Raw genomic sequence first — 13841 nt, 5'->3', positions numbered from 1 at the left:
TCGCTACTCCTCGTCCGCCGCCGCCACCCGCACCACCTGCTTCCCGACGTTGTCGCCCGCGAACAGCCCGAGGAAGGCGTCGGGCGCGCGCTCTAACCCCTCCACGACCGTCTCGCGGTGTTCGAGGTCGCCGCTCGCGACCCAGCGCCCGAGGCGCTCGCCGGCCTCGCCGAACCGGGTCGCGAAGTCGCTGACGAGCAGCCCTTGCACGCGCGCTCGCACCGGAATGAGCCCGGGGAGCTTCCGCGGCCCGGTCGGCGTCTCCTCCTCGTTGTAGTGGGCGATCTGCCCGCAGACGGCGACCCGGGCGTCGAGGTTCAGCTCGGTGAAGACGGCGTCCGTGATTGGACCGCCGACGTTGTCGAAGTAGACGTCCACGCCGTCGGGCGCGGCCTCGTCGAGCGCGTCGCGGTAGTCGTCGGTCGCCTCGTAGTTGATCGCGGCGTCGAAGCCGAGCTCGTCCGTGAGCCACGTCGTCTTCTCGTCGGAGCCGGCGAAGCCGACGACGCGACAGCCGGCGCGCTTCGCGATCTGGCCGACCACCGAGCCGACCGCGCCCGCGGCGCCGGAGACGACGACCGTGTCGCCCGGCTTGGGCTCGCCGACCTCCAGCAGGCCGAAGTAGGCGGTCCGGCCGGGCATCCCGAGGACGCCGAGGTACGCCTCCGGATCGGCGACCGTCGGGTCGACCGGCGCGACGTCGTCGGCGTCGAGCGTCGCGTAGTCGGCCCACCGGCCCTCGCCGGTCACGAGGTCGCCCGGGTCGTAGGCGTCGTGCTCGCTCTCGATCACCTCCCCGACGATCCCGCCCTTGAGGGGGTCGCCGACGGCCCACGGCTCGGCGTACGACTCGGCGTCGCGCATCCGCCCGCGCATGTACGGGTCGACAGAGAGGAACCGGGTGCGGACGAGGAGCTCGCCCGGCGCGGGGACCGGAACGTCGGTCTCGCGCAGTTCGAAGCAGTCCAGGTCGGGCTCGCCGGTCGGGCGCTCGGCGAGCAGCCACTCTCGGTTGGTGTCCGTCACGGGCGCCGTTGACGACCGGGCCCTAACAGGGTTTGGACCCCGGCGGGGAGCGGGGGCGAAGCGAACGGGTCATTTGACCGCTCCCGCCGGCAGGCTCGGAGTCCCGTCGTCCCACGTCAGTGCGTCGAGCGCGTCCACGAGATCGTCGAGTCGACGATCGAGCACGTTCAGCGGATGCGCGTCGAGAAACGTGGCTTCGGCTCGCTGGACGGTTTCGCCTCGGTAGTTGATCTGGAAGTGGCACTCTCCGAGCTCGGTGTGCGTTTCGTCTTGATGCCATCCCACCATGAGATCCCGATCGGATTCGATCCACTGAATCCCGTAGAAGTCGTACGAATGGGTCCGCGGAAAGTCGAACCTGACCTGTAGTTCAGCCTCGCCGACAGGGTACGACGCTTCGAGGAACCGTTCGGGTGCGATCGCGGCCCGGACTCCGACCTTGTTCCCGGCGGACGTGTGATACCAGACTCGGTCGACCGGAGAGTCCGCCGAAGAAGCCTGAGTCTGTAGCCGGTTGGAAAGAGGTGGTGATTAATATTTGGTGGGTTGTGGCAGCGTGTCGGCTTCCTCCCCGCCCACCGTGGGGCGAGGAATCCGCCTCGCTACCTAGTTTGAAAATCCTGGAGAGTCGTATCCGTTTGTTGAGATTCACACGATTTGCGAGAAAGATCATGAGACGCTACTGAGAATGCAGGAGAGATCTCACGGCTTCAGTCGCGGGGGAATCCGTCGGCCAGTTATCAAACCACGGCGTTTGCCCGCCGGGTGTCCCACGTTACAAATCTCCTTCTTCCACCCGCTTCATCCCCTGCACCAGCAACCCCTTCCACGTCAATCCGTACCTGTTTTTCAGTTGTTTCATCTTCTCGAACTGCTCGTCATCAGCTACTTCGATGTGAATATTGTTCGGCATGCTCTAATAGAAAAAGCATAGCTATTTGTATTTGTGGGTTCACATACTCAATAGCGATGAAGCGCACCAACACGTTCGCCGTGCGGCCGCTCTCCGAGGCTGGGGAGCACGTACTACGGGACCTGTTGGATGCGTCAGCCGCACTCTGGAATGAGGTCAACTACGAGCGCCTCATGCGGTACAATGACGAAGACGGTCTCGAAGATGAGAGTGTCTGGGACGCAGACACCGGCTCACTGGAAGGACAGTACAAACCTGTCCTCGGCGCGTCCACTGCCCAACAAGTAATTTCGAAAAACAGCGAAGCGTGGACTGCGTTCTTCGAGAGTAAGAACGCATATTATGACGAGTCAAACGACTCGGTCACGGAGCACCCCAACCCGCCGGGGTTCCGGGGAAACAAAGATGACGGGCGTGTCCTCAAAGGACTCATCCGGAAAGACGCATACAGCGTCGAGTGGGGCACACGATCGCGACTTGAGATCGTCGTCGGGGAAGACCTCCGAGACAGACACAACAGCCCGAAAAGCCGCCTCCGGCTTGAGATCGTCGGCGAACCGAACTGGCCCGACTACGAGGACCAAGGCCGGTTAGAAGTGTGGTACGACGAAACTGATGGCACATTCAGAGCCTCGCAGCCCGTGACGATTCCTGACGACACACGGGCAACTCCACTGGCTGATGACACAGCCGCTCTGGATGTCGGTGCCAACAACCTCGTCGCTTGTACCACCACGACCGGCGACCAATACCTGTACGATGGCTCGAGTCCATTTGACCAGTTCCGCGAGACGACCGAACGGATCGCGGACCTCCAATCGAAACTCGACGACCAACAACAGTCGAGTACACAAGTCGACCGCCTGTCCAAGGTGAAGTACGGCCGACGCGATCACGCACAAGACGCACTGGTTCGTGACCTCGTCGAACGGTTGTACGAGGAAGGCGTGTCGACTGTGTATGTCGGTGATCTCAAAGACGTGCTCTCGACACATTGGATGCCGGAGGTGAACGCGAAGACGCACAACTTCTGGGCGTTTCGGCGGTTCATCGATCGGCTAGAGTGTGTCTGTGAGGAGTACGGCATCGAGGTCGTGGAGGAGTCTGAGTCGTGGACAACCCAAGAGTGTCCAGAGTGCGGCGAGCGTGAGGAGACAGCGCGCAACGGTGACGTGTTCCGCTGCGTGTGTGGGTTCGAGGGACATGCTGATCTCAAGGCGAGTCAGCTGTTCCTTGAACGCGAGACTGGTACGGACGTGGGGCTGATGGCTCAGCCCGTGTGCCTTGAGTGGGACGACCACAAGTGGTCGGAGACACCAGACTCTCCCGAGAGGGAAAGTCCCAAAGAGGAGCGCACAGACCGGAGTACCCGCCGAACGGTGGGGAACATTGCCTCTGTGGAATCGGCATAGTCCGACATCCCAACAGAGGAATCCCACGACTTCAGTCGTGGGAGGAAGTCAATGTGAGAGCGAGACCGACGACTCCGACGTATCGTGCCGTCCCGGGTAGAGCTCGCGAGCGTCGTCGTAGAGTTCGAGCGCATGCTTGAGCAGGCGCTTGTTGTTCTCGTACCGCTCCCACCGGCGAAGGACACGGTTGCGTTTTCGGATCGCTGTGGTGTCGAGGCCGTCCCCGGTGAGCGTCGCTTCCAACTCGTCACGCGATTCGATCTCGAATTCGGCCTTCCACTCGTCGAGTTCCGACTGGATGTCCGCGATTTCCTCGCGGAGTTCCTCCCGCGTATGTGCGTTGATCAGCTCGGTCAGTTCGCTGAAGTAGCGCAGCTGGTAGTTCGGTGCGTACTTCGTGTTGCCGTCGTCGCCGTCGACGGCCTGCAGTTGCTCGAACTCGACGAGCATCTCGAGCTCGTCTTTCGCGGTTTGCCACGCGGACACCTGCGCTTCCTCGCGTACCCACTCGACAGAGCGAGGCTCGGTGAGCGTTGTCGCGATCTCTCTGACCCGTTCCCGAGCAGAGAGGTCGTCGGTCCAGGGCCCGAGGCCGCCGTCAGTCATGCGTGCTGATACGTATCTTGCTCGAATATTTCTTTTGACGGAGCACACATATACGAGAGTGTCCGTTGCCGTGCGGCCGGTACCCGCCGCCGGTTCCGTCATAGACGAGACACCGGTCGATCCACGGCGAACGTGAATCGCAATCGAGTGATACCGCTGGCCGACTCGGCACCTCGTGAGACGACGGTCAGACGCCGTCAGTCCGGGTCTCGATACAGCACGGACAGCGCCCACGCCGCGGCAAGCACCAGGCTCACGACCATGATCGTCGGTAGCAGGACTTCCAGTTGCGCCGTGCTCAGACCGAACATACTTAATCTAACGTACGAACCCATTTGAACCTGACCGGCCGGAGGAGCGTTCGAGCCGACCGAATTCACCCCGTCGGCGGCCGGTCTCAGTCGTCTCCCAACGGAATCGTCAGCTCGCCGTCCGCCTCTTCGACCTCGGTCCCGAACGCCGCGGAGCGCTCGGCGACGGTGTCGCGCACCCACTCGGCGACCTCGTCGTCCGCCAGCGTCGCGGCCTCGTCGACGATCGCGGTCGGCTCGACGCGGAGTTCGTCGGGGGCGCCGTCGCGGACGACCAGTTCGAACAGCGCGCTCCGCTTGTTGCGGACGCCTTGGCGATCCTGATAGCTGACGTAGTCGTCGACAAAGTCGCCCGCGTCGTAGATGATCGGCCGACCCTCGTACACCTCGACGCCTTGGAGGACGTGCGCGCTGTGGCCGTGGACGACGTCGACGCCCTGATCGACGAGCCACCGGCCGAACCGCTCGTGGACCCGACGGGGTTCGGTCTCCCAGTTCGGGCCCCAGTGGAGGGAGGCGACGACGAGGTCCGGATCGTGCGACAGCGCGCCGTCGAGAACTCCCTCGACGAGCGACCGCGTCTCGGCAATGCCCGGATCGAGCGTCGCGAAGGCGGTCCCCGGAGACGACTCCCCGGCGGCGAACGCCGCGGACTGGTCGGTGAGGGCGAACGCGGCGACCGTGAGGTCGCCCGCCTCGAAGACCGCGGGTTCGAGCGCCGCCGCCAGGTCGGTGCCGGCGCCGGCGCAGGCGATGTCGGCATCGGTCAGGTGTGTGCGTGTGTCCCGGAGCGCGGGTTCCCGGAAGTCGAGGATGTGATTGTTCGCGAGCGAGACGAACGAGGCGCCGGCCGCCTCCAGCGCCGGCACCGCGAAGTCGGGGTCCGACCGAAAGTAGTACCCCTTGTCGGGCCACCGCGTACCGCGGTCGGAGACGCAACACTCCAGGTTGGCGACGAGTCCGTCGAGCGCGTCGAGGCGCGACAGCGTCGACCCCCAGACGCCGGCGGGGTCGTCGTTGGCCCATCGCTCGTTGACGCTGCGGCCGAGCATAAGATCGCCAACGAAGCCGAGTCGGGCGTCGACGTCGGCGGCGTTCGGGCCGTCGCGGTCGTTTTCGGATTCCTCCGCCCGACCGGACGGGAGCGCGGCACAGCCGGCGACGCCGGCCAGTCCGGCGGCCCCCGACGCCAGCAGGCTTCGGCGCGTTCGCATCGTCTCACGGCTTCGGCGAGCGTCGGTTTCAAGCCGTCGGGTAGCGGCAGTCGGTTCCCCGTCGCGGTCGAGACACGATCGAGTCAGTACTCGATCGCCGCAGAATACCGGTCCAACACGAGGACGAACGCCGCGCCGACGAGCGCCGCGAGCGCGAACCGCGGCGCGGCGGCCCGCCACGACTCGCCGCTCGCCGCCAGCCGGATCGACACCTCGGCGAGGGGCGCCCGGAGCGCGCCGATAACGAGGCTCACGAGGAACGCGAGCGTCGCGGCCCGGGCGCGGGCGAGCGCGTAGCGGACCGCGTGGGCGACCGTGAACAGGCCGACGACGCCGCCGACGAGGAACGTCGCGACCGGCGGGACGGTCGCGAGGAGCGCGCCGCTGCCGTCGCCGGTGGCGAACGCGACGACCCCGTCGACCGCCCGGCTCACGGTACCGGACATGTACTCGTACTGGCCGAGCACGACGAGCAGCAGCGACCCGGAGATCCCCGGGAGCACCATCGCGCTGACCGCGACCGCGCCGGCGACGAAGACGACCGGCAGCGAGCTCCCGAGCCCGGTCGAGGCGTACCCGGAGGCGAGGAAGGCGAGCAGGAAGCCGGCGACCGCCGCCGCCTTGCGCCGCGGCGTGTCGAGCGCGACGCCGCGGAGCAGCACCGCCGCGCTCGCGGCGATCAGCCCGAAGAAGAAGCCGTACGTCGCGACCGGCCGAGTTGCCAAGAGGTAGTTGACGCCGCTCAACACGACCACGACCGCCGTGCCGATCCCCGCCCCGAGGACGAGGAGGAAGGCGCCGTCGACCTCGTGGAACGCCGCGCGGGCGTCCGGGATCTTCGCGGGACGAACGCCCGCGATCACGCGGCGGATCCGGGCGGGATCGATCGCGGTCACGGCCGCGATCAGCCGCTCGTAGACGCCGACGATCAGCGCGATGGTGCCGCCGGAGACGCCGGGGACCGCGTCCGCGCTCCCCATCGCGATCCCCTTCAGATAGACGGCGATCCACGCGCGGAGGTCGGCCATGAGACGTTACGCGCCGACGGGGACGAGCGCGGCGAGCGATGCGGCCGCACCGCGCGCTACCGCCGCGCCGGGTGCGGAGGACGGCGGCGCGTCGGGGGCGAGCGAGCGGGAGACGGGCGCATCGAGGGCGGACGCATCGAGGGTGTTCGCGTCGACAGCGGGTGCGTCGACGGCGGACCCGGCGGGCGCGCCGATCGCCGCCGTCGTGTTCGCGTCGTCGGTGGTGCCGTCGGTCGATCCGGAATCGCCGTCGGACGATCCCGAGCCGTCGTCGGCCGAGCCCGAGTCGCCGCTCTCGCTGCCGCCGCCGAGCGTCGTCTCTTCGAGGGCGACCGTGGCGGCCGCGTCGTCCGCGCCGACGACCTGCGCCTCGGTCACGTTAACCCTGCCGGTCCGGGCGGTCGGCGTACCGTTAGCGACCGACAGCCCGGTCGAGAGCTGGTAGGGACCGGTCGCGCGGACGCTGGTGTTCGTGTAGCCGTTCTCCGGGCCGAACTCATCATAGCCAGTCGTCGAGTACGGCACCGTGAGCTCGAAGTTCCCGTCCGCGTTGGCCTCGGCGTACTGGGTGTACTGGAACGTCTGCCCGGAGGATTTCTGCATCTGGACCGTCGCGCGCACTTCCTGGCCGGGCTCGGCGCCCGACCCCTCGATCGTCGCGCCGGGCACCCGTTCGAACGTCTTCACGAAGTCGTCCTGGAACGCCGCAAACAGCCCCTCGCCGAGGACCTCTTGGACATTAACGCCGAGCTGCTGGAGCACCCGCACCTGCAGCGCCGAGGCCGACTGGCCCCGCGCCTGGCTGGCGTGGACAAGCCGGTGATGCTCAAGCGCATCGACACGCTCCGAGGGGAGCCCGCCAATTCCACCGACTTGGGCGCTCCCATCCTCTTCGACAAACGCCCGCGCCTCCTCCATCGTGTCGAACTGTCGAATCATCGCGGAGGTGTTAGACGGAGCGACCGACACCTGAATCTGTTCGCCAGCCGCCGTCTGGGCGGCCTGTTGGTTCCAGTCAACAACCACCGGTCGTGGCTCAACCGCACTGCCGTGGTGTTCATACAGGCGGATCATCTGGCTCTCGTGGTAGCGCTGGGTGTTCACCTGCATGAGCGTCCGGAACCCACCCTGCTCGGTCTGTTGATACAGCGGGCGGTTGAAGTCGCTCACCGACGCGTTGCCCGAGTAGAACGTGACGGGGGCGTTGAACTTGGAGTTCGGTGACGCCATCTGGCGGTCGACCATCACGTACCGGGTATGCTCGCCCTCGGTGCTCTGGCTCGCGAGCACCTCGCGAGCCTCTTCTTCGCTCGGCGCGAGGAGATAGTCGGCCGCCTCGCCCGCGTTCTGCTGGAACGGGTTCGCGTTCGGGATGCGCTCGGCGCGCGTGGTGATCCAGTGGCCGTAGTCCCACCACGACTGCACGCCGTAGGCGCCCTCCGGATACTCAAAGTCGCCATCTGCGGGCCGCTCGTAGGTGCCGTACAGCTCCATCGGGTTGTCCGCGCCTTCGAGCTCACCCGGCGTGGGCGTCTCGTCGTTCATCCACTGGAGGCTGTCGTCCCACTGGACGACGTTGCCCGGCTGGCTAGAGTTGCCAGCCGTCCAGACTGGAGTGGCGACGCCGACGAGCGGGACGATCAGGACCGCGAGGACGGCGAGCGCGGTCATCACCTGCCACCCTTCGATGTCGCGGAGCGCAGCGAGGGAGGTGAGATCGATTGCGGCGAGCGTGACTTGCAGGAAGTACGCCGCGCCGACCGCGACGATCACCGCGAGGTAGTAGTTGAAGCGGGTCTGCGTGAACGCAGCGCTCCCGATGAACGCCGCCCAGACGACGAAGTAGAGCTCCTCGGTGTCGTACTCGACGAGGAACGTCGCGCCGACGAGGAAGGCGGCGGCGATGACGAGCCCGACCACCTGCCAGTCGAGGCCGACGACGCCGCCGATCGCGCCGTACAGTTGCGGGACCGCGTAGACGGAGCCAACGACCGCGAGCGCGGCCGGGATGTAGAGCGTGTGGGTGGTGTCGTCAGAGCGGTAGAGCGGACGCGCGAGGATGTACAAGATTGCGGCGAGCGCGAGGAAGAACGCGAAGCCGTACTGCGAGAGGACAAAGTCTGAGAAGGCGGCCTCTTGAAGCGGAGGTTGCCCCTCGCCGATGGTACGGAACGACGCACTCGCGCTGAAGCCGACGAAATTCAGGAGATTTCGGGTCAGTGTTGACCACAGTGAGGGCACCGCGAGCCAGATGAAGGCCGCTGACGCGAGAGTGAGGCCACCGACGGCGGGTGGGTAGCTCGTTGCCTCGATGTCACGCGATTCCCACTGGCGCGCGAGCCATGCGAGGAAGACGACGCCGACCGCAACGCCAAGCGGGAGGACCACTTGGAGGAGCGAGTACTGCGTCGGCGTGAACGAAATTGTGTCGAGCGGGATCAGCTGTAACGTCCCGCTGACGGTCATGGCGACTGTCCCGACGAAGGCGATCGGTTCGGGGCTTTTGCCGTGGTAGACATCGCTGGTAATCTTCACTGCGAGGAAGACCCCGGTGATACCGACCAGGAGGACGCCTGGCTGCCACGTCCACATGTAGAGGCCGAGTGCGGCACCGGCTGCGGCTGCGAATCCGGCGGGACGTCGCAGCGCGCCCCAGTCGCGATCGACAATGAGCTCCCAGACTGGCTTCTCCCGTTCCGCGACCGCGAAGGCGACAAGGAACGCGAGGACGGCGGTGCTCTGGAAAAACACCTCTGCCGCGCTGTGGTCCGGGAAGCCGACGAGTGAGTACTGGAGGAAGGTGCCGGAGAAGAGTGCGAGCGACAGCACGCCCGCAAGCGCGGGCACTCGATCGACGAACCGACGCGCAATAAAGTAGGTCGGCACCGCGACGAGCGCCCCGACGATAGGAGGCATGACGAGCATGACCTCCTCAGAACTCCCCATGATCGGCCGGGCAATCCAGATCCCAACAACCATGATATGGTCCCAGAGGGTCCCGAACTGTCCCGCACTATTTCCAAACGGAAACCCCGTCCACGGGTCGAACGGAAGCGTATTCGGCCAGTTCTCCAGGAGGTATTTCGTTTCGCGGAGGTGATACCACGCGTCGTTACCACGGAAGTATACCTCACCGTTTCGGACGAAGTTACCGTACGATCGGAGTCGCGTCCACAGCATGAACGCGAAGGTCCCGAGGAGGACCGGAACGTGGTACCACTGTTCGAGAAGATCGAGCGGGGATGAACCCGAGCCCTCGGACGAGTCCTGTTGCTGGCTCATTACAGGAAGTCACTGCGAAAACGTGCTTAAGACTTGTTATATATCGGTGCCGCCCTAGAGTGCGACTAGTTGTTCGATCCCCGTCCACATGGGTTATATTCCCTAGGCGTCAAGCGCCGTTCATGAGTCCACTCGTGGCCATCACCGGGACGCTGCTCGCGGTTACGGCGGTGCCGTACCTCGCGTTTTTGGGGTTGTATGCGTGGGTGGGCCCGTCCGGTTCGCCGGCCGAGAAGTCTGAGGCCAAACCGACGGTGAGCGTCGTGCTCCCGACATATAACGAGTCGCAAATCGTCGAAACGAAGCTTGAGGACCTGTTAGCACTGGATTACCCGATGGAAAAAGTCGAACTCATCGTCGTCGACTCGTCGACCGATGACACGCGCGAGATCATTCGCGAGTACTTCGCGGATCTCGAGGCGCCCGACCTCACCTTGATTGAGGAGGACGAACGGCGTGGCCTCGCGCCCGCACTCAACGAGGCATATGAGGCGGCCGAGCGCGAGATGGTCGTGAAGACCGACTGTGACTCAAAGCTCCCGCAGAATGTCCTCCGTGAAGCGGCCGCGAATCTCTCCGACCCGAAAGTGGACGCGGTCACAGGACGCAACGTCGAGGTCCTCGGCGGGAGCGGCGTGGAGTCCGGGTACCGCGGGGTCCAGTCACACATCCAACAGCTGGAGTCGCACCTCGACTCGACGCTCATTTTCCATGGTCCGTTCTCGGCGTTCGAAAACGATGCCCTGCTGCCGATCGATCCGAATTCGCTCGCCGACGATACGGAGCTCGCGCTGAAGATCCGTCGGCAGGGTGGCCGGGTGATTTTCGATCCTGCGGTACAGTACAAGGAGGCAAGCCATTCGGCGTTCGTGAAGCGACGGAAGCAGAAGGACCGGCGCGCGATGGGGTTGATCCGATTGCTGGTCCAGCATCGCGACGCACTCGGGGAGTACGGGAAGTACGGGAAGTTGGTGTTGCCGTTCAACTGGTGGTTCATGATCGTTTCGCCGTGGCTGTTGACGCTGACGCTGGTGGTCGGGACGGTCGCCGCGATCGCGTCGTTGGGTACGGCGGGGGCGGCCCTGCCGGTCGCCGTGGGATTGTTCACCTTCCTCGGACAGCGTGACGCGCTCGGGCCTGCGCAGGCGCTATACTCGCTGTTCGATACGCAGGTGTCGCTGCTGCGGGCGAGCGTGGAACTGCTCCGCGGGAAGGGAGACGGGACGTGGGAAGTAGACACCGAGCTCCGGGAGGCGTTCGAGTGACGTGAAGGTCCTGTTCGTCACCCACCGCTATCCGCCACGGACCGGCGGCGTCGAGACGCACGTGCGAGAGATTGCGACTCGACTCGCGGACCGCGGTCACAACGTGACCGCGTTCAGTGCGGATGCCGGCGACGATCTGTCGGCCCGAACGTCTAGCAAGGGGGTCCGGATACGACGCTTCCGGTCGCTGAACCCCGGTGAGTCGTTTTACCTCGCGCCACAGATGGCCGTCGCCGTCCGTCGTACGAACGCCGATGTCGTCCACGCTCACAACTACCACGCGTTTCCGCTGTTCTTCGCGGCGGTCGGTGTCACCGACGAGCGGTTCGTTGCGACGACGCACTACCACGGCAAGAGCGCGAACGGCGTCCGAAACACGCTGTTGTCCGGATACCGACCCTTCGGACGGTGGGCAGTCCGGCAAGCGGACGACGTGATCGCGGTCAGCGAGTGGGAACGGACGCGAGTGCGCGAGGACTTCGGGCTTGAGGCGACGGTGATTCCGAACGGCGTCGACGTCGATCGGTTCGCGAGCGCATCGCGCGAAGAACGCAAGCGACCGTATCTACTGTGCGTGGGACGACTGGAGGAATACAAAGGTGTACAACACGTGATTCGGACGCTGGCAGAGCTTCCAGAATACAGCCTCTTGGTTGCGGGGAGCGGACCGTTCCGCGAGGAATTAGAGCGGATCGCCCGCGAAATTGGCGTGAGCGACCGGGTCGAATTCCTCGGATACGTCGACGAAGAGCGATTACCGAGGCTATACGCCGGTGCGAGGGTATTCGTGAGCATGTCGTCGTTCGAGGCCTACGGGATGACCGTAGCCGAAGCGCTGGCCGCGGGGACGCCGTGTGTGGTTCGGAAAGCGGCGGCGCTCGAAGACTGGACCTCTCACGACGGGTGCGTCGGCGTCGAGGATCCGGATCCGGTCGCCGTCGCGAACTGCGTACGAACGGCGGCCGAGCGGCGGGTCGTCTCGGACGACATCCCGACGTGGGAGACCGTCACCGACGAGGTCGCCGATCGATACGGCGTGGGGAACACTCCCCGCGAGCGCGGAGCGTAAGTATTGTGTCTGGTGGCGTCCAGTTCAGGCTATTGTGAACGTTCTTCTCCTCACAGTAGACTCGTTGCGAGCCGATCGCGTGAGTCCTGAGACGATGCCCGCGACGCGCGAATTCGCCGACGGCTCCGTGGAGTTCACCGACTGCGTCGCCAACGGTCCCTCCACGCCCGCGTCGTTCCCCGCGATTCACGCGAGCAGGCACTTCGGGGGTACCTCCGGCCTCGGAATCCCGCCGCGGGAGTCGGACAGCGACATCCGGACGCTGGCCGAGACACTCTCCGACGCGGGGTACGCCACCGCCGGATACACCGACAACCATTTCGCCAGCGGATCGTATCACTACGACCGCGGGTTTGACGCCCTGTACGACGCGAGCGGGCGGACCGAGGCCGGGCGCCTCAAGCAGTTCGTCCAGTCGAACCTCGACAAAGACGGGCCGGTCTTCAGAACGATCGAGCGGGTGTACAACCGCGCCGACGCGCTGCTGGCCGGCGCGACCGGCGCCGAGGACGAGTACGAACGCGCCGAGTCGTTGAACGAACGCGCGCTCAACTGGATCGACGACCGAGACAGAAACTGGTTCACGTGGCTCCACTACATGGACGCGCATCACCCCTACGAGGCGCCTCCCGAGTACCAGCGGCGGTTCTTAGACGAGCCGTTGTCGTTATCCCGCTGTCGCGGGCTCTCTCGGAAGGGAACTCATCACCCGGACGAAGTCACGGACGAGGAGTGGGAGCTGATCCGAGGGCTCTACGACGCCGAGTGCGCGTACGTGGACGACCAGTTCGACGCGCTGCTTGACGCGCTCGACGAGCGCGGTCTATCGGAGGAAACCGTCGTCGTCTTTACTGCCGACCACGGGGAGCTCGTTGGAGAACACGGTCACGCAGGCCACCCGCCGGAGTTCTGGGAGGGCGTGATCCGTGTGCCGTTCGTCGTGTCGCATCCGGACTACGGCGCCGAGACCGTGGACGGACAGGTCCGACTCATCGACGTGGCGCCGACGATCGCTGACGCGGTCGACTGCCCGCCCGCCGAGAACTGGGAGGGAGCCTCGGCGCTCGCGGTCGCCGACGGCGACGTCGAGGCTCGAGAATACGCCTTCGGCGACGTGGGGCGGCAAGTCGACTACGGCCGGTGTTACGTGCGTCGGGCGGACGGGTGGAAGCTGCTGCGGCACGCCGACGACGGCGAGTTCTGCTTCAACGTGCGCGAGACGCCGGCCGAACGGCCGGAAGACGACCGATCCGGAGATACACCGGAGTACGATGAGTTATCGGCAGCGTTGGACGATCATCAAGAGCGAATGCGACGGCTTCGTGAAGAGGGGTCGGTCGGGATCGACGAGGACGAGGAAATGGTCGAAGAGCATCTGCGAGACCTCGGGTACTTGGAGTAGTTGCTGTCACAACCGAGTTGATATTCTCCTTATATACTGTTGAAAAATTAGTGAGAGTAAAATTAAAAGAAATATATACATATGATAGACTGTCGTTAAATTGTAGTATTTTACTGTTCGATAGAATTCTGTATAGTCTTACCACTACCGCGAGACCCCGAAGTTTAAATACCCCTTCTATTATATTATCGGGCGTTTCTGTCCATTAATTATCAATTAGACATCAAGTACCGGCTAGGTTTGTCCAATAAACCGGCTGTGTTGAATCGCCATACAGCAGCGAGGTAGGCCACTAAATCAAAGGAGTTGAAGC

11 protein-coding genes are annotated in these 13841 nt (G+C 64.8%); 4 read left to right on the top strand and 7 right to left on the bottom strand.

Annotated features, from left to right (window positions below; translation table 11 throughout):
• Positions 1–3: 3 nt before the first annotated feature.
• From ACFQMF_RS06265 to ACFQMF_RS06255, 3 genes are all read right to left on the bottom strand, one after another.
• On the bottom strand, positions 4–1026 hold the full coding sequence (locus ACFQMF_RS06265; protein WP_256409284.1) for an NADP-dependent oxidoreductase: 1023 nt from the start codon (positions 1024–1026) through the stop codon (positions 4–6).
• Positions 1027–1095: 69 nt separating this feature from the next.
• Complete coding sequence (locus ACFQMF_RS06260; RefSeq protein ID WP_256409283.1) at positions 1096–1314, bottom strand: hypothetical protein; 219 nt, start codon at positions 1312–1314, stop codon at positions 1096–1098.
• 487 nt (positions 1315–1801) lie between these two features.
• Complete coding sequence (locus ACFQMF_RS06255) at positions 1802–1939, bottom strand: hypothetical protein (RefSeq protein ID WP_256409282.1); 138 nt, start codon at positions 1937–1939, stop codon at positions 1802–1804.
• 56 nt (positions 1940–1995) lie between these two features.
• Between ACFQMF_RS06255 and ACFQMF_RS06250 the strand changes: the two genes are divergently transcribed.
• Positions 1996–3351 (top strand): RNA-guided endonuclease InsQ/TnpB family protein, encoded by a 1356-nt coding sequence (locus tag ACFQMF_RS06250; RefSeq protein WP_256409281.1) that lies wholly within the window; start codon positions 1996–1998, stop codon positions 3349–3351.
• Between the two features lie 48 nt (positions 3352–3399).
• On the opposite strand, the gene ACFQMF_RS06245 is transcribed toward ACFQMF_RS06250, so the two are convergent.
• From ACFQMF_RS06245 to ACFQMF_RS06230, 4 genes are all read right to left on the bottom strand, one after another.
• On the bottom strand, positions 3400–3957 hold the full coding sequence (locus tag ACFQMF_RS06245) for a DUF7342 family protein (protein WP_256409280.1): 558 nt from the start codon (positions 3955–3957) through the stop codon (positions 3400–3402).
• A gap of 397 nt (positions 3958–4354) precedes the next feature.
• Positions 4355–5482, bottom strand: coding sequence for a CapA family protein (locus ACFQMF_RS06240; protein ID WP_256409279.1), 1128 nt, complete (start codon positions 5480–5482; stop codon positions 4355–4357).
• An 83-nt stretch (positions 5483–5565) separates the two neighbouring features.
• The gene (locus ACFQMF_RS06235) at positions 5566–6510 is read right to left on the bottom strand and encodes a DUF368 domain-containing protein (protein WP_256409278.1); all 945 of its coding nucleotides are present in this window, start codon (positions 6508–6510) and stop codon (positions 5566–5568) included.
• A gap of 6 nt (positions 6511–6516) precedes the next feature.
• Positions 6517–9792 carry an oligosaccharyl transferase, archaeosortase A system-associated gene (locus tag ACFQMF_RS06230; protein ID WP_256409277.1) on the bottom strand — a complete coding sequence of 1092 codons (3276 nt, stop codon included), beginning with the start codon at positions 9790–9792 and terminating at the stop codon, positions 6517–6519.
• A gap of 122 nt (positions 9793–9914) precedes the next feature.
• Here ACFQMF_RS06230 and ACFQMF_RS06225 point away from each other — a divergent pair, with 122 nt between their 5' ends.
• From ACFQMF_RS06225 to ACFQMF_RS06215, 3 genes are read left to right on the top strand one after another with little or no spacing between them, the layout of a single operon-like run.
• Complete coding sequence (locus ACFQMF_RS06225) at positions 9915–11057, top strand: glycosyltransferase (protein WP_256409276.1); 1143 nt, start codon at positions 9915–9917, stop codon at positions 11055–11057.
• A 1-nt stretch (position 11058) separates the two neighbouring features.
• Positions 11059–12126, top strand: coding sequence for a glycosyltransferase family 4 protein (locus ACFQMF_RS06220; RefSeq protein WP_256409275.1), 1068 nt, complete (start codon positions 11059–11061; stop codon positions 12124–12126).
• Between the two features lie 34 nt (positions 12127–12160).
• The gene (locus ACFQMF_RS06215) at positions 12161–13528 is read left to right on the top strand and encodes a sulfatase (protein ID WP_256409635.1); all 1368 of its coding nucleotides are present in this window, start codon (positions 12161–12163) and stop codon (positions 13526–13528) included.
• Positions 13529–13841 lie beyond the last annotated feature (313 nt).

Origin of the sequence: Halorubrum rutilum (assembly GCF_042665015.1) — an archaeon.
GTDB lineage: Archaea > Halobacteriota > Halobacteria > Halobacteriales > Haloferacaceae > Halorubrum > Halorubrum rutilum.
This window is presented reverse-complemented; position numbering and strand designations above follow the sequence as displayed.